Genomic DNA, 20852 nt, shown 5'->3' with positions numbered 1-20852 from the left:
ACAATATGTTCATAGTTGTTATCCTTTTGTCCTAAAATCTTTTATTTCCTGTATTTTCCCTTTAAAATAAGCTTCTTTTTCAGGCATTTTTCCGATCAGAATTTCAAATGCTTTGATGGCTTTTGTATATAATTTCTGCTCAAAATACAGATTGGCCAGTGTTTCTGTCATTAAATGCGAAATGTCATCCCCTTTTTCTTTTACGACAAAATTAACCTCATCCTTTAACTGGCTGATCTTAGGATTATTTTCAATAAACGCTTCAATAACCTTCGCTTTGATTTCAGTTTTCTCTTTTTCAATTTCTGCAGTTCTGTCAATTTTAAGCCAGCTCTGCCAGGTATTGATGAATCCCGGAATATTGCTGTCGGTAAGATCCGTTTTAACAGCTGCGACGGAAGCTTCTTCCGTTTTTTCATTCTGAGTTTCATGATTCTGTTCTTTAGATTTTTCAGGCTGTGCAAGGGTCCAGCCTGTCCCAAAAAATGAAACATTCATTACCGGTGCTTCTTCTTCCTTACTTTCATGTAGGGTTTCTGATGCTCCATCATCTTCCATTTGCTCATCTTCCTGCAACATTACGTTTTCTTCTTCTCTTTCGCCGCTCTGCTGAGCTTTGTCCTGAACTAAAGTTTCTTCCGGAACAGATTCATTTTGTTCCTGAATTTCTTTTGCAGGTATTTCAACTTTCGGGTGAGGAGTATCTATTTTTTTACTGAGTAAAGAATCAGGAAGGTTGGACTCGAATGCCATAGGTTTCCACTCTGATTTTATTTCAGCCTGTTCCCGGTTGTCTCCAGCAATCTCTTCTTTCGGTTCATCGATGATTTCAGCCTCAGTTTCTTTCGCCTGAATATGATCTTCTTTGTCTTCCTCTTTAAGTTTTGGTTCAGAAGACTGCATTTCAAAGCTCTGGGTATCTGCAAAGCTGATCTCATGATGACTCTCTTCAGGCTCTGCTTCCATTTCTTTTTTAAGTGCCTCAGAAGCTGCCTTTTCCTTCATTTTCTTCTCCACCTCTTCAATCAGGCGACGCATCTCGTCTTCATGTTTATTAGTGCTTGGTTGAGAAATTTCAGCGGTTACATTTTCTTCTGTATTACTCTGGATTTTCACTTCCGGCAGGAAGGATTCCATTCCGTGAAAACTTAATTCAGAATCATCCTGAACCAATTCTTTTTCCGAAGACATCAGGTTTTCATCGATAATCTTTTCTGAAGTAAATGCATTTTGATGAACGACATCAGTATCTTCAACCTGATTATCCATATCATCAGCTTTCTGATTATCATCAGTTGTAACACTTTGAGCAGAAGTTTCCGGAACAAAAGCTTCCGTTTCCTGAAAACTCAATTCCGATTCGTCAAAGACTTCTCTTTTTTCAGGCTCAGACGTAATTATTTCTTCTTCAATGTGTGTTTCAGAAGTAAATTCTTCAGATTTTTCATTTACCGGATCGTAAGGCTCCTGATTATTTTTTACAGCATCCTTTCTTTCATTATCTTCAGGAACTTCTGTTTTTTTAACTTTCTGAGTAACAATAGAACCGGATTCCAGTGTGGATTCCAGATCAATGGTCTCAGCCTCTTCATCCTCCAGGAAGTTTTCTTCACCTTCGAATAAAATCCTGTTTCTTTCGCCCTTTATATAAATATGCTTAATTTCAGGCTTAGGCTCAGGAAGCAGGCGTACCTGTTGCTTATCCTGAATTATTTCTTCAGCATCAGTGATTTCCGTCGCACTTTCCAGAACCGATGAACTTTCTCTCTTTAGAGGGAAACCAGAAACTTTTGCTTGCTGTAAAGGCTTTGAAGCTTTTTCTTCGGGAAGCTTTTGTTCTTTTACTGTTTCAGGTGATATTTCAGGCTTAGGATTCTGCTGAATTTTACCGTTGATGAGCTGATACAGAATTTTTTTATCTGTGGTGTAAGCAGCAGTTGTTGAAAGTACTTTCTGATAGTTTTCTTTATCGTACCGATGCACCCCATAGAGGTACAAAGCCCTGATGTTCTGAATATAGGGAAAAGAATCAATTTCTTCTTTCAGAAGGTTAAGATCCTCTGACTGAATGTTTTTCGGGGTTTTTAGTAATTCTAAGACTCTATGATTCATTTTACCAATTCGCTACGATGTCGTTAAATATCTTATTAATAATTCTGTCCGTTGCTATTTTCACCTGAGAGCTTTCGATTTCAGACTGTGAGAGGTTGCTGTTGAAAACGGCTTCATCAGAATAGCTTCTGTCAAAACTTACATCCGGGTGAAGTTTGTTTTCATAATGCACTTTTACCGTAATGGTCAGCTTATTCTGAGATTCCTGAACGACACCTCCCGTACTCTGGTTCGTCACAGTATTGGAACCAATCGTAGTAGGAGTAATTGAATAATCCGTGATCTCACCTTCCACCAGAATATCAGGATTTTCCTTTGTCCCTTTTAGGGTAGTCCTCTGTAAAAACCTGTTTTGTATGTCCGTAGAAAACTGCTGTGATAAAGTTGGATTGACCAATGCGGCATTGTTTGGAAATTCATTGATCTGTATGGTTTTTTCATCGGTAAGCGATGAGCCGGTAAAACTATAGCAGGAATGAAGAACTCCCAGGCATAATACCAGAAGCCAGACAAGTCCGGGCAATTTGTATCGTATATTTTTTTTAAAATTCATTTTTAGATCCGATTTCTTTTATTTCATCATATTCAATCTGCTGCATCCCGTCTTCCAAAGCAAAATACTGCGCTGTATATACAAACGGTATTGTAAATAACAATCCGATCCCACAAGCTAAAATGCCTAAATACCCTAAAATACCAATAATTACAAAGAATAAGAAGATGGACAACCCATTTCCTTTTCCCATGATTACAGACATCTTCCAGGCCGTTTTTACATCTGTAACGCCTCCTAATGAAATTAATGCCGTCATATAAAATGCTTTAACAAGAATCACAAATATGACAACATATACAAATAGCAGATAAAGCATATAAAATATCCCGAACCCGGCAGAGGGATCACCGCCATCAGCCATGATAGGCATAAAGATGAACATCGGTACGTAAATCAGTACCATAATCCCAAGCATAATTAACTGCATGATAAAATATGGCATGAAATTGTTGAAGTTGAAGATATCCCCGCTACTTACCTTTTCACCTTTCCGAAGTCCTCTGCAATACCTGAAAAAATTTCCTATACCCAATAAACCGCAAAAAGGAATAATTGACATTACAAAACAAAGCAGGAATGCTACAAAGATATCTCCGAAATTATTTTTCAAAAAAGTATATCCGTTGTTAATATATTCGCCCATTTTAAAATGGACAGGCTTTACATTTAGATTCATCATATTATTTAAGTTTATTCTTCAAGATTATATTGTTTTATTTTTCTGTATAATGTCCTCTGTGAAATCCCCAACTCGTCAGCCGCTTTATTCCGGCGTCCTTTATGCTTTTCCAGAGCTTTGATAATCAGGTCTTTTTCATTATTCTGAAGCGATAAAGATTCAGGCTTGTGTTCTTCAATCTCAATATCTTCGAAATCCTCGTAACTTTCTTCCGTCCCTGACATAATAGTAGGATTCTGGATAGCAGGATGTTCATTGTTATTATTGTTTTCAAAATACAATAAAGAATTCGGTGCTACGTTCTGTTGTTTCTCAGGCGTATATATTCTGTTAATGAGACTTTTTTCATGATTGCTCAGATCTGTATTTCCACGATTTTTTATCAATTCCGAAGTTAAGGATTTTAAATCATTAATATCGTTCCGCATGTCAAAGAGAATTTTATACATAATTTCTCTTTCGTTACCGAAATCACTCTGTTTTTGGGATGCCGGTGTGTTAACGACCATCGGAAGGTGTGTTTCCATCGGAATATATTCTGCCAATTTATCTACGGTAATATGCCTGTCTCTTTCCACCACGGTCATTTGCTCTACCAGATTTCTCAGCTGTCGGACATTTCCTGGGAAAGTGTAACTTTCCACATAATGGATTGCACCGGGCTCCAGCTCCAGCTCCGGCATTCTGTATTTTTCAGCAAAATCTATTGCAAATTTCCTAAACAACAGATGAATGTCTCCTTTCCGTTCTCTAAGAGGCGGCATATCAATCTGTACCGTATTCAGACGATAGAACAAATCTTCACGGAACCTTCCGTCCTGAATAGCCTTCATCATATTCACATTGGTAGCTGCGACAATCCTTACATTGGTTTTCTGAACCTGGGAAGAACCTACTTTCATAAATTCACCGCTTTCCAAAACCCTTAACAGGCGAACCTGGGTCTGTAAAGGCAGCTCTCCTACCTCGTCAAGAAAAATAGTCCCGCCATCTGCGACTTCAAAATATCCTTTTCTTGTAGCTGTAGCTCCCGTAAATGCCCCTTTTTCATGTCCAAATAGTTCAGAATCGATCGTACCTTCAGGAATAGCACCACAGTTTACCACAATATAGGGCTGGTGCTTTCTTCTGGATTCTGAATGAATGATTTTTGGTATGAACTCTTTACCGACACCACTTTCCCCGATGACCAGGACCGAAATATCTGTGGGTGCCACCTGTATGGCTTTTTCTAATGCGCGGTTTAAAACCGGGAAATTACCAATGATACCGAAACGTGCCTTTATAGATTGTAAGTCTGCCATTTTTTTGATTTAAGATTAAAAATTTAAATAATTAAAGTTTACAACGCTGCAATTTGCGACCTGTACACTTTGTTGAAATGATGTGTATAACCATCGTTCATGGTTTTACCCTCATCATAGCGTTTCAAAGCCATCTTCTTTAAATCTAAATAATCTTTGTTTCTTATTTTTGCAACTTTACTTTTAAAATATATATTTTCGGCAAAATCATCCTGCTTACTTTGCTTTTCAAAATTTTCTAAAGCCTTATCATATTTTCCGACTTCAAAATAAGTAACACCAAGCTGATAATAATCGTAAAAACCAATATTATGATCTTTTTTTGCCAGTTGGTTTTCTATAATTGAGATTGCCTTTTCTTTTTGACCTAAAGCTGAATAACAGATTGCTTTTGCAATATGCAGCTCATAATCACCATTTGCAGAATATCCTAAATAACCTGTGGGATAAATTTTTTCTAACGCCTCGATATCGGCAATGGCACCTTTGTAATCTCTGAGAAACTGATATTTACACCAGCCTCTATAGCCCAAATGCTTACTTGGCTCAAGCTGTACAGCCTTATCGATGAGAATTTTCCATGTAATAAAATCTCCTCTTTTCAAATATGGAACTGCTTTTTCCATATATGTATTTGAGAAATTCGGACATAGCTGAATGGCTTTATCCAGACCTTCCTGAGATTCCTGCAATCCCTGATATTCACCCCAATAATTGTAAATTTCACAAGCCTCTTTGCAATCGTCACCCTCTATTGCATTACAATTAACCTGTGATTGCAGATTCGTGTAAACTACAAGTATAAGAAGACTAAGGCAATATTTCTGAAACTTTTCCATTCTCAATTTTATAGGTTACATATTGATAATAATCTACTTTTTCCTTTTCAATTTTTTTAGGAACCCACCCTTCCAGATCTTTTGTGAATAAAAGTAATTGGTTTACTATTTTTTGGTTAAATTTTTTTGCGATATAATTTTCATCCATTTGCTGAACCCTAAACATCCCTGTTCTCCCTTCACAATTCACTACAAATCTGATTGTAATATAACCATTTGAATTTTTATCTTCAGACAGATTCAATGCCTGAATTCCATTTTCTATTCTAATTTTTTCACCTTCAAATTGAAAACCTTTCGAATCATTATAATACTGAAAAACTCTTCTTTCATTATTGCTACATTTTTTAAAATGCGGGTCATCCTGTTTATTGTCAAATTCTATATTTCCCACATGAGAAGGATACTTTGATATCTTTCTTTCCGTTTGACAACCGATTATAAGAGGAATCAATAATACCAGCAGAAATACGCTTTTCATTTTATTTAATGTACTTATTACAACAAAGGTAGAAGCCCTAATTAACTCACTGTTTCCCCTAAAAGTGTGCCCTGTGTATTATCAAATACAAAAACATCCACAATGTCACCAATTTTCTGGCCTTCCAGCATGTCAAATACACATACGGCATTTTGGGAATTCCTTCCCTTCCACTGGTTTTTATTTTTCTTGGAAATTCCTTCAATTAAAACCTGATGGGTTTTCCCTACATAGGATTTCATCCGGCTTCTGGATAATTCTCCCTGTAAAGCAATTACTTCCGCTAAACGCCTTTGCTTAACATCCGCAGGAATATTATCTTCCATTTTCTTGTGGGCAGGCGTACCGGGCCTTTCCGAATAGGCAAACATATAACCGTAATCATACTCCACCTCTTTCATTAAGCTCAAGGTATCCTGGTGATCTTCTTCGGTTTCATTACAGAATCCAATGATCATATCCTGAGAAAATGCAATTTCGGGAACAATTTCTTTCGCCTTTCTGATAAGGTCCAGATATTCCTCGCGAGTATGTTGCCTGTTCATGGCTTCCAACATTTTATTGCTTCCGCTCTGAACCGGTAAATGAACATATTTACAGATATTATCATGCTTTGCAATCATTCTGAATACATCCAGATTCATATCCTGAGGGTTGGAAGTTGAGAACCTGATTCTCATTTGAGGAACAGCCTTCGCAACAAGGTCAAGCAGCTGAGCGAAATTGACAGCAGTAGCCTGCTGCATTTCTGAAGCTTTCACAAAATCCTTTTTCGGACCTCCGCCATACCAGAGATAAGAATCAACGTTTTGCCCCAAAAGGGTAATCTCTTTATATCCACTGTTCCAAAGATCTTTACACTCTTCTAAAATTGAATGAGGATCACGGCTTCTTTCCCGGCCTCTGGTAAAGGGAACCACACAGAATGTGCACATATTGTCGCAACCTCTGGTAATGGTTACGAAAGCAGTAACACCATTTCCTCCCAAACGGACCGGATTAATATCTGCATAAGTTTCTTCTTTTGAAAGAATTACATTGATAGCATCTCTTCCATCCTCAGTTTCCTTTAAAAGATTCGGAAGATCCCTGTAAGCATCAGGGCCGACTACCAAATCAACCAATTGCTCTTCTTCCAGAAATTTGGTTTTCAGCCTTTCAGCCATACAGCCAAGAACTCCAACCGTCATGCTGGGCTTTTCTTTTTTCAGGTTTTTAAACTGGGAAAGACGCATTCTTACGGTCTGTTCAGCTTTTTCCCGAATGGAACATGTATTTAAAAGAATAAGATCTGCTTCTTCTATTTTAAGTGTTGTATTGTATCCCTGCTCATTAAGAATTGAGGCTACAATTTCGGAGTCAGAAAAGTTCATCTGGCAGCCATAACTCTCCAAGAATAATTTCTTAGAGTTTCCTTCTCTTTCTGCAATGGCAAAAGCCTCTCCCTGTTTTGTTTCGTCTATATATTTCTCCTGCACGATAGTCTTTTTTAAGTTAAAGTCTAAGGTTTAAGGCATTTGCCTACAGTTTTAAATCTGAACATTACACTTTAAGCTGATTGAATGTGCAAAGATACAAAATATTGTGACAGAATGGCAGGAGCTTGATTTTAATTAAATATCAAATAGCGATTACAAATTAATCCTCGTTTTCTTTATCAATTGAATTATTTATATTCTGCAGCAGCTGATAATACTTTAATTTATTTTAATCTTTGAACTCACAGTTATATGGCTACCGTTTTTATCATAAATATCACAGTAAAAGAAGAAGTCCAGTTATATATTTTGAACTTTACCTTTTAAGTTAACCTTTAACTTTGTAAAGATATTTTGGAAATCCTACTTCCGGTTTCTTTAAGCATCAATGAGATCAGAATGGCCAGACTTATTCCGCCAATCCAGAATAAAACAGAGTTTTGAAAATGTTCAGGACCGGGTAAAGTTCCTAGGCTTTTTCCAAACCACCTGCTAAACACTGGACTCAGTAAAGTAGTAACCCCGAAAGTTATAAAATTAATAGCTCCCGTTGCACTTCCTTTCACGAAATCCGGATTAGCTTCCTTGATAACCGAATAAGGGATCATTGCAGCACCGGAGCCTAATCCAAGAATAAACATGCTTATTTTAGCAGAATATAATTCCGGGAGGAAAACCAGTTGGAGCAGACTGAGAATCATCAGAACTGCCCCGCCTGTAAGAACAGGCTTCCGTCTGCCGATTTTATCGGTGATAAATCCCAAAAGCGGACATCCGAATACCCAACCGAAAGCGACCATCGCACTTGTCACCGCGGCATCATGAAAAGCAAACTGTTTATCTTTTTCAAAAAAAGCAACTGCCCAGGTCATAGCAAAAATCGTAGTAGGCGCAAACAGCAATCCGGAAATGATTCCGCACAGCCACGATTGCGGATTTTTAAAAACAATTTTATAGGGCTCAAGGTAACCGACAGCTTTCAAACCATTCGCAGAGGGTTCCTTAGTTTTTCCTTCTTTCGGAATGACAAAAAACAGACAGAATGCCGTAACAACAGTTGCCACCCCTGACCACAACCAGAAAGAATCTATATTCACTCCCTGTTCCACCCATGGCCCGACAATAAACTGTCCTGCCGTACCTCCCAACATTCCTATACATTGTGTGACACCGATAGCTGTTGCCAGGGATTTAGATGAAAATCCTTTACTTGCCAGATATACACATCCCGGAAATGCAAATGCGCATCCTGCTCCCTGAAGCAACCTGCCGGCAATTCCCGCAAACTGGCTTGAGATTAAAAATAAAAGGCATCCTATTCCTAAAATCAAGGTTCCGATAAAGAGAGAATTTTTACTCCCGAATTTATCCAAGGCTATACCGGCAATTAAACTACAGGTGGAGTAGGTATAATAATACGTGCCGACCATACTGATTAATTTCAGCTCAGTAGTATTGAAATTATTAACCAATTCGGAGATCATCACAGCCGGAGCAGACCTTATTATATAATCCAGAAAATAAAAAACAAGTCCGAAAATCCAGGCAATTACATAAAGCCGCTTTAAAGAGCCAGTCATTATAATAATCCTTTAATGTGTTTATAGTTGCTTTTTACAGTATCCAGGGCTTCCTCCATTTTTCCTCCGAGCATCAACCGCGCCATAGATTTTGTCATTCCCAGCACCTGATCAAGTTCCACTTTTGGAGGCAGCGCTAAGGCATTCGGATTGGTAAAAATATTTAACAGGTAAGGACCATCATGATCAAGGCATTCTTTAATCGCATTTTCCACCTCTTCCGGCCGGGTTACATTTTTTCCGGGATACCCCATCACCTGGGCAATTTTAGAAAAATCAGGATTAATCATGTCCGTTTCATTATCAGGCATTCCTCCGACTTCCATTTCCAGCTTTACCATCCCTAAAGACCTGTTATTAAAAACAATCAGTTTCACCGGAAGTTTATATTGAAAAATGGTCGCCATATCCCCCAGCAGCATTGATAGACCACCGTCACCACAAAGCGCAATTACCTGTCTGCCGGGATGGGCGAGGGCCGCACCTATAGCCATCGGCATCGCGTTGGCCATTGATCCATGATTGAAGGAGCCAAGCATTTTCCGCTCTCCCGTCCCTGTAATATATCTTGCGCCCCAAACACAGCACATCCCTGTATCAACAGTAAACACAGCATCGTGCTTTGCCAGCTTATCTAAAGTATAGGTTACAAATTCCGGCTGGATCTCATTTTCTTTTCCGAAATCTTTCACATAAGTTAACTGGTCTTCTTTTACTTTCTCATAGAACTCCAGCTGCTGATTTAGAAAATCAACGTCCGTTTTTTCTTTTAAAAGAGGCAGCAACGCTTTTATAGTCTCCTTCACATCACCCGCTAGCCCAAGTTCCAGTTTTGCTCTTCTTCCCAGCCTTTCCGGATTTGCATCAATCTGTACAATCTTATTTTTTACAGGCATGAATTTCTGATACGGAAAATCTGTTCCCAAGAGAAGCAACAAATCTGCTTCGTGCATGGCATGGTAGGCAGAAGGAAGACCCAAAAGCCCGGTTAAGCCGACTTCATTAGGATTGTTTGGCTGGATAGCCATTTTACCTCTGAACGAATATCCTACCGGAGCTTTTAAATATTTTGACAACTCTATGACTTCTGCGCTGGCTTTCTCTGCACCTATACCACAGTAGATGGTTACTTTTCCGCTTTCATTGATCAGATCAGCCAGGCTTCTCAGCTCTTCATCAGAAGGGCGGATCACCGGATTGGTTTTAAAAACTTTATTGGAAGTTATCGCTTCTTCTGCATCCAGTTCCGAGACATCACCCGGAAGACCAATAACAGCAACTCCTTTTTTGGAAATCGCATGCTGAATTGCCGTCTGTACGGTTCTCTGAACCTGCTCCGGCCTTGTGATCATCTGATTGTAATAACTGCAGTCATCAAACAGTTTTATGGTATTGGTTTCCTGAAAATAATCCATTCCCATTTCTTCACTTGGAATCGTAGAAGCAATCACGAGCATGGGAATATGCGACCGGTGTGCTTCATACACGCCGTTGATGAGGTGAACATGTCCAGGACCGCAGCTCCCCGCACATACGGCAAACCCGTCGAGCTCTGCTTCTGCAGCAGCAGCATAGGCTCCGACTTCTTCATGCCTTACATGAATCCATTCAATGCTGCTTTTTTTAACCGCCATATTGAGATGGTTGAGACTGTCACCGGTTACGGCGTAGATCCTTTTTACATTTGCGTTTTCGAGCATCTCTACAATCTGCTCTGCTATATTCTTGGCCATATTTAATATTTTTGATATTGATTTTGTATTGGTAATTATGGATTAAATCTGAAACGGCATAAACATTTAAGCCTGTAAACATTATGCCATTATTTAAAGTTATGGAATAATAACCGTTTTGAAGATTCCGAAGATTAAAGTTTATATAAAAAAGGCTTTGCATAATGTATGCAAAGCCTTTATATTTATTGATTCATTATCAGATTTGAATCTGTTTTTTTGACAGATTAAACTTTTTCATGAAAGCCTACAATATTTCAATTTGGTTTCTTAAGAGGTCTTCAAACTCATCCCTTTTGCGGATCAGATGTGCCTTTCCGTCTAAAAACATAACTTCAGCAGGCTTTAGGCGGGAGTTAAAGTTGGAACTCATTTCAAATCCATAGGCTCCTGCATTATGGAATACCAGGATATCCCCTTCCCTGACTTCATTCAGTTTTCTGTCCCAGGCAAAAGTATCCGTTTCACAAATATTCCCGACCACCGTATAAATTCTTTCCGCACCTTTCGGATTTGATAAATTTTCTATTGCATGGTAAGAGTCATAGAACATCGGGCGGATCAGGTGGTTGAACCCTGAATTTACACCGACAAAAACAGTTGCCGTTGTCTGCTTGATAACATTGGCTTTTACAAGAAGGTAACCGCTTTTCCCGACAAGAAATTTTCCCGGTTCAAACCACAGTTCAAACTTTCTGCCTGTTGATTTTGAAAACTCGGAGATCACTTTCTCTACTTTTTTGCCCAGTGTTTTTACATCGGTTTCTTCCTCGCTGTCCTGGTAAGGAATCTTGAAGCCGCTTCCCATATCCAGATATTTCAGATTCGGGAAATGTTCGGCAAGTTCAAGCATAATATCCAGAGCCTGCAGAAATACGTCAGGATCCTTAATTTCACTTCCCGTGTGCATGTGAAGACCTTCTACATTTAGATTCGTGCTTTTCATCACTCTTTCGATATGACGTACCTGATGAATGGAAATACCAAATTTACTATCGATGTGACCTGTTGATATCTTATAGTTCCCACCTGCAAAAATATGCGGATTAATTCTTACTAAAATCGGGTAAGTATTTCCGTATTTGTTTCCAAACTGCTCCAGGATAGAAATATTATCAATATTAATATGCACACCCAGCATCATGGCCTTTTCAATTTCAGCCAGATCTACACAATTAGGAGTGAAAAGTATTTTTTCTTTGGTAAACCCTGCCTTCAGCCCTAATTTCACTTCATTAATAGATACACAATCTAATGAAGCACCCAGATTTTTAATATATTTTAAGATATTGATATTGGTCAGTGCTTTTGCAGCATAAAAGAACTTGGTGTGTTTTAAAAAAGAAGACGTAAGTTTTTCATATTGAGTCTTAATAGATTCTGCATCATAAACATACACCGGCGTACCAAACTCATTGGCAATCTGTAATAAATCTTGTGAATTCATAAGTAAATGGATTAACTTCTTCTTCTGATTAAGAAATTACAAATATAGTGAGAATTTACTTATAATTTAAAATCAAATAGATAGAACATTATCCTTAAAAAGAAACACATCATAGAATAAAAAACTGTTTAAAAATTAAAATTAGTTTTAATTTTCATCTATTTTAGAATTTACCGATTATTAAATTTACTGACAATATTACCATAAAAACAATGATAATCCACATTTTTCAAAAATCAATCAACACAATTTCTTTAAATTACAATCCATTTTACTAATAAAATGATCTTTCATTAATGAATTATTTATCGTTATGCTAAATTGATGAGTTACTTTGGCAAAGGCAACGTTTCAAAATCGCCGCGAAGCAAAGCAAGCTGCAGCTCATTATTCAGATCAGATGATTGAAATAACAAATCGATTTTTAATTTAGACAATTTACTCAAGGTCTGGATCTGAGTGAAAAGTTCATAAAATCCATAAGAAACTACTTTGCCGTTTTCGATAATTAAGAATAATTTTTCACCAAGCCTCCTGCCCTGTCCCAGCCAAAACTCATTTCTTTTTTTAAAATTAATTTTATTTTTAAAAATTTCAATATCACTGTATTCTTCCTGTTTCCCGATAAACTGAACGGCTTTTGAACCTTGTGTAAAGGACCTGAATTTAAGAATCGGATGCTCATCTTTATTCAGCTTATTTTTCTCAACGAGATATTTATTATTCCTGTAATAAAGTCCGAACGGAAGCACTTCCCTTTTTTTTATTCCTTTTGAATTTAAAATCAGCTTGGCAATAATATCAGTCCCGGTAAGCTCATAGTTGATCTGTTTTACACCCGTCTGAACAGTTTCCCATTTTACCGATTTGGAATTGAAAACTTTTTTTGAAAACTTATTGATATCCTGAACGTGCTCGGAAAAGATAATTCTCCCTACTTCATCCTGAAAATAAATAAATCCTTTCTCATTAGGGAGATCCTGAGTCAATTCCCTGATTTTATTAATGTAAGTCTTCGCACTGGATTCTTCCTGTTGTTTCTGAATAATCTCATTATCAGTATCCTTAGAGATTAAAAGCTTGAACAGCTCTAATGTTGCCCGCGCATCGCCATCGGCTCTATGATGGTTAACAAGAGGAATTCCCAAAGATTTGACCAATTTTCCAAGGGAGTAGCTCACCTCATCCGGAATCAGTTTTTTTGCTAAAGGAATCGTATCTAGAGTATTGATTTTATAATCGTATCCCAGCTGCTGAAAAGACTGACGCAGCATTCTGTAATCAAAATCGATATTATGGCCTACTAAAGTGGTATTGGCAGTAATCTCAATCACTCTTTTTGCTATTTCATGAAACTTCGGAGCTGTTTTAACCATTTTAGGAGTAATATTAGTCAGCTTCTGTACAAAAGGAGTAATATCACTTTCAGGATTGACCAGCGAGATAAACTGGTCGACAATCTTCTGACCATCATACCTGTAAATAGCAATATCTATAATGCATTCTTTTCTGTAACCTGCACCATTGCTTTCTATATCGATAATTGAATACATTTAATTTTATAGAAATTCTTTAATTAATCTTTAAACTTATTGTCATTAAAGCATAGTTTGAATAACAATAAGCTAATAACACAACTTATGCCATATCTTCTATTGATTTTGAGAACGTATTGACACGTCTGAAATTTTCAGATATCAAAAAATGAAGCATTCCATACAATGAATTGATCTCCTGTGAAGACATCCTGCTAAAATAACAAAAATTCTACAATTATCTTTTCCTTCCGCCCAACCCCAGCATGCCAAGAATAGCTTTGGCACCTTCACGCATCAGTGTACTGGTAAATGTTCTTCCGGCTTTACTTTGCAGAACCTGCTCAAACATTCCCGGTTCTTCTTTAACCGGCTTTGTTTTCTGAACCGAAGCTGCCTTCTGTACTGCAGCTTCCATTCTTCGCACAAGAATTTCATATGCCGATTCACTGTCTAGTACGGTTTCATATTTAGAAACGAGAGCTGATTGATTTGTCAATGCAGTTATTTCGGAATCATTCAGAATGTCCATCCTGGATTCGGGAGAGATCAGATAGGTATGAACCAGTGGGGTGGGAATTCCTTTTTCATCCAGAGCTGTTACAAAAGCCTCCCCGATTCCCAGGTTCTGAATTAGCGTGGAGGCCTCATAAAATTCCGTTACAGGATAATTTTCTACCGCCTTTGAAATTTCTTTTTTGTCTTTTGCGGTAAATCCTCTTAAGGCATGCTGGATCTTTAATCCTAACTGGGAAAGTATAGCTTCAGGAACGTCGCCGGGGATCTGGGTGATAAAATAGATTCCAACCCCTTTGGAACGGATTAGTTTTACCATGGTTTCAATCTGAGAAACCAGCGCTTTGGAAGATTCGTCGAAAATAAGATGCGCTTCATCAATAAATAATACCAGTTTAGGCTTTCCACTGTCCCCTTCTTCAGGGAAAGTCATATAAATTTCGGCAAACAGCGAAAGCATAAAAGTAGAGAACAGCTGAGGTTTGCTCTGAATATCAGCAACCCTTAAAATATTCACCACTCCTTTGCCTTCTTTTTGCCGAAGCAGATCATGAACATCGAAGCTCAATTCTCCGAAAAAAACAGAAGCTCCCTGCTGCTCCAGAGCAACGATCGACCTTAAAATAGCGCCAAGAGAAGCCGAAGCAATTGAGCCGTAATCTGATGAAAGTTCTGCTTTTCCCTGTGGGTTTTCAGTAACATACTGAAGTACTTTTTTTAGATCGTTCAGATCAATCAGCGGCAGCCCTTTGTCATCACAATATTTGAACACAATAGACATAATGCTCTGCTGGGTTTCATTAAGCTGTAAAATTTTACTTAGCAGAACCGGCCCGAACTCCGTGACGGTTGCTCTTAGCTTCACTCCTTTTTCCCCTGAAATAGTCATCAGCTCTACCGGAAATGCCTGCGGATGGTAAGGAAGCTGCGTTCTTGCATACCTTTCCTCAATGTTGGGATTTGCTTCACCTGCTGCTGCGATTCCAGAAAAATCACCTTTGATATCCAATACTAAAGACGGAATCCCCGCATGCGAAAGCTGTTCCGCAAAAGCCTGCAGTGTCTTGGTTTTACCTGTGCCGGTAGCCCCCGCAATAAGGCCATGCCGGTTGATCGTCTTTAATGGAATGGTAACATTAACTTCGGGAATCACTTCACCATCAAACATAGCTTTCCCTAATATAAGATGTTCTCCCTTTGGAGTATATTTTGCGTTAAGTTTTTCAATGAATTGTGTTTTGTCTGCCATCTGGTATTTTTAAACTTATAAATATAAAATTTTTTGCAGATATTTCTTTACAAGAGAAATTGATACAGAATAGTAAATTGAAAAAACACATGATACATAATTGAAAATGAATAAAAATTTAAAAAAATCAATTATATCCTGAAAAATATCTTATCAATTGAACTTTGTGGTACTTTATAGATTAATTCTATCAGTATAGATTTTTTATTTTAGTTTGTTATAAACAAAATAAAGACGATTTTTGTATTTCAGTAAAAACATTAAACTGTTACACCACATAATGAAAGTCGAACAAATATATACCGGATGTCTGGCTCAGGGTGCGTATTATATCGTATCCGGAAACGAAGCTGTAATCATTGATCCTTTAAGAGAAATTAAACCTTATCTGGATCGCCTGGATAAAGATCAGGTTACTTTAAAATACATTTTCGAAACTCATTTCCATGCAGATTTCGTCTCGGGACACCTGGATCTCAGTAAAAAAACCGGAGCTTCTATTGTGTATGGTCCTACGGCACAGCCGGAATTTGAAGCTATCATCGCAGAAGACTATCAGATTTTTGACATCGGGAATATAAAAATAAAAGTGCTTCACACGCCTGGTCATACCATGGAAAGCACAACCTATCTTTTGATTGATGAAAACGGTGTAGAAAACGCAATTTTTACAGGAGACACCTTATTTTTGGGAGATGTAGGAAGGCCTGATCTTGCGCAGAAAGCGACCAATCTTACCCAGGAAGACCTTGCCGGAATTTTATACGACAGCCTACAGTCTAAAATCATGCCTCTGGACGACAGCATTACAGTATATCCTGCTCACGGAGCCGGTTCGGCATGTGGGAAAAACATGCAGAAAGAAACCGTTGACATTTTAGGCAATCAGAAAAGAACGAATTACGCCCTTAACCAGCCGGATAAAGAATCTTTTATTAAAGAAGTTTTAGACGGATTAACAGCTCCACCTAAATATTTCGGGATGAATGTTGCAATGAATAAAGGTGGCTATGAAAGCCTGGACACCGTTATGGACAAAGGCCTTACCGCAATTCCCGCTGAGGATTTTGAAACCTATGCAGAAGAAACAGGAGCACTGATCCTGGATACCAGAAGTGCTGCAGAATTTCATAAGGGATTCATTCCAAACTCCATCAATATAGGCTTAAAAGGTGATTTTGCCCCATGGGTGGGAACCTTAATTGTTGATGTAAAACACCCGCTCTTATTAGTGGTTGATGAAGGAACTGAAGAAGAGGCCATCATGAGACTGAGCAGGGTAGGATTTGACAATGTGCAGGGATATTTAAAAGGAGGCTTTGAAGCATGGAAAAACTCCGGCAAAGAAACCGACGATGTGAAACGGATCTCCGCTACGGAATTTGCAGAACTTTTTACAGAAAACTCAACCGTCATTGATGTCCGTAAAATATCAGAATATACCGCTGAGCATATTGATAATGCCTGCAATAGGCCTTTAGATCTGATCAGCGACTGGGTAAAGACCATTGATGATTCCGAACATTTTTTTCTGCACTGCGCAGGAGGATACAGAAGCATGATTGCAGCCAGCATCCTTAATTCACATGGGATCAGGAACTTTACAGAAATAGATGGAGGGTTCAGTGCAATAAAAAAAACAGAAAAATTTCCGACTACCAATTTTGCCTGCCAGTCAAAAACGTTGTAACACATCAGGAGTGGAAATTTAAAAAAGAATGGTCTGGATGTAATGACACTTTAGACAGGAAGAATGAAAAGCTGTTTAGGATGAAAAACCATGTACAAATAATTTGATTATAATAGAAAACGATGTCACAAAAATTTCAGGAAATTATAGATTCGGAAAGGCCGGTATTAATCGACTTTTTCGCTACCTGGTGCCAGCCCTGTAAAGTACAGTCTTCCGTATTGAATACGGTAAAGGAAAATGTGGGTGAAGAAGCAAGAATTATTAAAGTAGATGTAGACCAGTATCCGGCATTGGCTGCTCAGTACGGTGTTCGCGGAGTTCCGACGCTGGCTATATTTAAAAAGGGAGAAATGCTCTGGAAAGAAAGCGGTGTTCATGATGTCAATACATTAACCAGGCTTTTACAACAATATGCTTAAACTGTGAATAATCACAGTTTATTTTTTTATTGATATAATGATTCTAATGCTGTAGGAATTATAATTGAATCGAAAAAGAGTCGCGGTCATTTAAAAACTGAAAGTGATTTCTGAAATCTTTCAATTCTTCCATGCTCAGTTCTGCAGTAATAACATTTCCGGCTTTTTCAGAAATTTCTTTCCCGTCTGCAAAAAAGCAATGTGAACTTTCCTGATAAAAGAGTTTATTCCCGTCTGTGCCGATCCTGTTCAAACCGAAAACGAAAGACAGGTTTTCAATCGCTCTTGCCTTTAATAAATGCTCCCACGCTCCTACCCTTTTCTCAGGCCAGTTGGCAACGTACAAAACAGTATCATAATCATCATTATTCCTTGCAAAAACCGGAAACCGGAGATCATAACATACCTGTAATAGAAATCTGAATCCTTTATATTTAACGATGACCCGTTCTTTTCCTTTGGAAAACACCTTATCCTCTCCTGAGAAAGAGAACAGGTGGCGCTTATTATAGAAATCAACCTGGGAATCCGGCTGAACGAAATACATCCGGTTATAAAAATTACCTTCTTCTTCCACCGGTGCACTTCCACAGAATGCAGCATTTTTTTCAGCAGACATCTTTTTTAAAAATTCCAGAGATTCCTGATTCCTGTCAGCAATTTCAGAGGCATCCATACAAAATCCCGTTGAAAACATTTCAGGAAGAAGAAAAATATCGGCTTCCTGGTTTTGCAGTTCTTTTTCTATCTGTTGAAAGTTTCCCGGTTTATCTTTCCAGATAATATCCAAATTCAGCCCTGTGATCTTCATAAATTGTATTCAAAAAACTTTAATAAAAATACGGTTTTTTACTGTTTGCGGTTTCATTTTTGATGCAGATATTTTTCAAATATAATCTGAAAAGTATAATTTATGAAGAAACTGGTTTTTATCATGATGATGATCTTTACAGGCACTGCTATGAATGCACAGGCGTGGACAGGAAAAGGAGATCAGAAAATTAATGCAGGATTGAGTGTCTGGGGATACGGAACGGGAATTACAGGAACCTATGATTACGGTTTAAACAACCTGATATCTGTAGGCGGAGGGCTGAATGCTTATTTTGACAATTATAAAGATAATGACAATGACAACCGTGTCTTTGTTTTCGGGAGGCTGAACTTCCACCTTAAAGATGCTTTGCAGCTTCCTGAAAAGCTGGATTTATACCCTGGTATTGATATCGGTGTTGTAGGAAGTGATTTCGGGCTTGGAGCCCATATCGGAGCAAGATACTTTTTTACTGACAGAATAGGAGTTTTTGCAGAAGTCGGTAACAATGGCAGCCTTGGTGTTTCCATTAATTTATAATAAACCATCTTATTATATGACAAAGCTTCCTGAAACGGGAAGCTTTTTATTTGGCATCCTTTTGATTATTGTTACCTTTGCAAATTAAACATAAAAAGCATTAATGGAAATAGCAATCAAACTGTTTCAATTTATATTGAGCATTTCTATCTTAGTTATCCTTCATGAACTCGGGCATTTCTTACCCGCCAAATGGTTCAAAACCAAAGTTGAAAAATTTTATCTGTTCTTTGATCCGTGGTTTTCACTGGTAAAGAAAAAAGTGGGCGAAACTGAGTACGGTATCGGATGGCTTCCTTTCGGAGGTTATGTAAAAATTGCCGGAATGGTGGATGAAAGCATGGATACCGAACAGCTGAAGCAGCCCGCACAGCCTTGGGAGTTCAGAGCCAAACCGGCCTGGCAGAGGCTGATCATCATGATGGGAGGTGTTACGGTAAACTTTTTTCTGGCATGGCTGATTTACAGTTCCCTTTCTTTTTTTAACGGAGAGACCTATACTGACCTTACGAAATTCAATAGTGGGATCGGTGTATCGGATGCCGGAAGAAAAATGGGATTCCAAAGTGGTGATAAAATCATCAGCATTGACGGAAAACCTGCTGAAAGACTGGAAAATGCATCTGTGAATATTCTATTAGGTGATCATGTAACTGTACTCAGAAACGGACAGGAAGTGACATTCCCGATTAATAAAGACGGAGTTGCAGATGTTCTGAAGCAAAAAGAGGCAAAATTATACATTACTCCCAGAATTCCAATGACTATTGACTCTTTGGCAACCCCTGCTGCAAAATCCTCCGGTCTGACAAAAGGAGATAAGGTAATTGCCATTAACGGAAAACAAACCCCTTTCTTTGATGAAGTGGCAACCATTTTAAATGAAAACAAGGGAAAAACAGTACAGATTGACGTAATGAGAAACGGGAAACCGGAAACAGTTGCTGCATCTGTAGATAAAAATGGAAAATTAGGAGTGGCTGTGGACTACAAAGGCCTTTCCAGTGTTGTTACGGATAAGAAATATTCTTTTGGTGAAGCAATCCCAAGAGGTTTCGTAAGAACTATTGAAGCTTTAACGATGCAGGTAAAGCAGTTTAAAATTATGTTCAACTCTAAGATCCAGGGCTATAAAAACGTTGGCGGACCTATCGCCATCGTTAAGAACATGCCAGTTGATAAAGATGCAAACGGTGACATTTCCATTAACTGGCCTGCATTCTGGAGCTTCACCGCTATGTTCTCAGTCTGGTTAGCATTTTTGAACTTAATTCCTATCCCGGGATTAGATGGCGGGCACGTTATTTTCACATTGTATGAGATCATTGTTGGAAAACCGGTGCCTCAGAAAGTATTGGAAAATGCTCAGATGATCGGAGTCATCTTCCTGTTAGGCTTGATGTTACTGATTTTCGGAAGTGATATTTTCAAAATCTTTGCTGGGAAATTATAATATTTTTTAAATTTTTAAGTAAAATATTTGCGGTGTATAAATATTCGTCCTATATTTGCACCACTTAAAAACAGAAGGACATTCCTCCTTAGCTCAGTTGGTTAGAGCATCTGACTGTTAATCAGAGGGTCGCTGGTTCGAGCCCAGCAGGAGGAGCTAAAAGACTTACAGAAATGTAGGTCTTTTTCTATATCAGATAATAAAAATACCTCATTCATTAATTAATTGAAAAATAGCCAAATAGCTTTAATAGCCCTTTATTAAAGGAAAAATTTCAATATTTATAAAATAAAAATTTGCGTGCTATTAATATTCCTGTTATATTTGCACCACTCTAATGAAGGAAAATTCCTCCTTAGCTCAGTTGGTTAGAGCATCTGACTGTTAATCAGAGGGTCGCTGGTTCGAGCCCAGCAGGAGGAGC

General features: G+C 38.1%; 17 protein-coding genes and 2 tRNA genes. 6 read left to right on the top strand and 13 right to left on the bottom strand.

The annotated features are described in order from the left end of the window. Positions 1–18: 18 nt before the first annotated feature. The 12 genes from MKJ01_RS15720 to MKJ01_RS15665 form a co-directional block, all read right to left on the bottom strand. Positions 19–2112, bottom strand: coding sequence for a hypothetical protein (locus MKJ01_RS15720; RefSeq protein WP_241615050.1), 2094 nt, complete (start codon positions 2110–2112; stop codon positions 19–21). 1 nt (position 2113) lies between these two features. Then, positions 2114–2665, bottom strand: coding sequence for an LptE family protein (locus tag MKJ01_RS15715; protein ID WP_241615049.1), 552 nt, complete (start codon positions 2663–2665; stop codon positions 2114–2116). Continuing rightward, entirely contained in the window at positions 2655–3347 is a 693-nt protein-coding gene (locus MKJ01_RS15710; protein ID WP_241615048.1) for a hypothetical protein, read from the bottom strand. The genes MKJ01_RS15715 and MKJ01_RS15710 overlap by 11 nt, the downstream gene beginning before the upstream one ends. 11 nt (positions 3348–3358) lie before the next feature. Beyond that, positions 3359–4651, bottom strand: coding sequence for a sigma-54-dependent Fis family transcriptional regulator (locus tag MKJ01_RS15705; RefSeq protein WP_241615047.1), 1293 nt, complete (start codon positions 4649–4651; stop codon positions 3359–3361). A 38-nt stretch (positions 4652–4689) separates the two neighbouring features. Next, on the bottom strand, positions 4690–5277 hold the full coding sequence (locus MKJ01_RS15700; protein ID WP_241615046.1) for a M48 family metallopeptidase: 588 nt from the start codon (positions 5275–5277) through the stop codon (positions 4690–4692). Positions 5278–5461: 184 nt separating this feature from the next. Next, a complete protein-coding gene (locus MKJ01_RS15695; RefSeq protein ID WP_241615045.1) occupies positions 5462–5884 on the bottom strand; it encodes a hypothetical protein in 423 nt (140 codons plus the stop codon). A 128-nt stretch (positions 5885–6012) separates the two neighbouring features. Further along, positions 6013–7449, bottom strand: a complete 1437-nt coding sequence (gene miaB, locus MKJ01_RS15690) for a tRNA (N6-isopentenyl adenosine(37)-C2)-methylthiotransferase MiaB (RefSeq protein WP_241615044.1) — start codon at positions 7447–7449, stop codon at positions 6013–6015. A 335-nt stretch (positions 7450–7784) separates the two neighbouring features. Further along, positions 7785–9029, bottom strand: coding sequence for an MFS transporter (locus tag MKJ01_RS15685; protein WP_241615043.1), 1245 nt, complete (start codon positions 9027–9029; stop codon positions 7785–7787). Beyond that, positions 9029–10762 (bottom strand): thiamine pyrophosphate-dependent enzyme, encoded by a 1734-nt coding sequence (locus MKJ01_RS15680; protein WP_241615042.1) that lies wholly within the window; start codon positions 10760–10762, stop codon positions 9029–9031. The genes MKJ01_RS15685 and MKJ01_RS15680 overlap by 1 nt, the downstream gene beginning before the upstream one ends. A 247-nt stretch (positions 10763–11009) precedes the next feature. Beyond that, positions 11010–12221, bottom strand: a complete 1212-nt coding sequence (gene lysA, locus MKJ01_RS15675) for a diaminopimelate decarboxylase (RefSeq protein WP_368366381.1) — start codon at positions 12219–12221, stop codon at positions 11010–11012. 317 nt (positions 12222–12538) lie between these two features. Further along, positions 12539–13762 (bottom strand): PolC-type DNA polymerase III, encoded by a 1224-nt coding sequence (locus tag MKJ01_RS15670; protein ID WP_241615040.1) that lies wholly within the window; start codon positions 13760–13762, stop codon positions 12539–12541. 220 nt (positions 13763–13982) lie between these two features. Continuing rightward, a complete protein-coding gene (locus tag MKJ01_RS15665; RefSeq protein WP_241615039.1) occupies positions 13983–15509 on the bottom strand; it encodes a helicase HerA-like domain-containing protein in 1527 nt (508 codons plus the stop codon). A 280-nt stretch (positions 15510–15789) separates the two neighbouring features. Here MKJ01_RS15665 and MKJ01_RS15660 point away from each other — a divergent pair, with 280 nt between their 5' ends. After that, the gene (locus MKJ01_RS15660; protein ID WP_241615038.1) at positions 15790–17199 is read left to right on the top strand and encodes a rhodanese-like domain-containing protein; all 1410 of its coding nucleotides are present in this window, start codon (positions 15790–15792) and stop codon (positions 17197–17199) included. Between the two features lie 122 nt (positions 17200–17321). After that, complete coding sequence (locus tag MKJ01_RS15655; RefSeq protein WP_241615037.1) at positions 17322–17621, top strand: co-chaperone YbbN; 300 nt, start codon at positions 17322–17324, stop codon at positions 17619–17621. A gap of 58 nt (positions 17622–17679) precedes the next feature. On the opposite strand, the gene MKJ01_RS15650 is transcribed toward MKJ01_RS15655, so the two are convergent. Then, on the bottom strand, positions 17680–18432 hold the full coding sequence (locus MKJ01_RS15650; RefSeq protein ID WP_241615036.1) for a nitrilase-related carbon-nitrogen hydrolase: 753 nt from the start codon (positions 18430–18432) through the stop codon (positions 17680–17682). Between the two features lie 102 nt (positions 18433–18534). Between MKJ01_RS15650 and MKJ01_RS15645 the strand changes: the two genes are divergently transcribed. The 4 genes from MKJ01_RS15645 to MKJ01_RS15630 all read left to right on the top strand — a co-directional run bounded on the left by MKJ01_RS15645 (position 18535) and on the right by MKJ01_RS15630 (position 20851). Further along, positions 18535–18975, top strand: a complete 441-nt coding sequence (locus MKJ01_RS15645; protein WP_241615035.1) for a DUF6646 family protein — start codon at positions 18535–18537, stop codon at positions 18973–18975. A 103-nt stretch (positions 18976–19078) separates the two neighbouring features. Continuing rightward, positions 19079–20428: an RIP metalloprotease RseP gene (rseP, locus tag MKJ01_RS15640; RefSeq protein WP_241615034.1), complete on the top strand. Its 1350-nt coding sequence runs from the start codon at positions 19079–19081 to the stop codon at positions 20426–20428. A gap of 82 nt (positions 20429–20510) precedes the next feature. Then, a tRNA-Asn gene (locus MKJ01_RS15635) sits at positions 20511–20584 on the top strand. A gap of 193 nt (positions 20585–20777) precedes the next feature. Beyond that, a tRNA-Asn gene (locus tag MKJ01_RS15630) sits at positions 20778–20851 on the top strand. The last annotated feature ends 1 nt before the right edge of the window (position 20852 follow it).

The sequence above is a fragment of the Chryseobacterium sp. SSA4.19 genome (assembly GCF_022601875.1).
Classification (GTDB): domain Bacteria; phylum Bacteroidota; class Bacteroidia; order Flavobacteriales; family Weeksellaceae; genus Chryseobacterium.
This window is presented reverse-complemented; position numbering and strand designations above follow the sequence as displayed.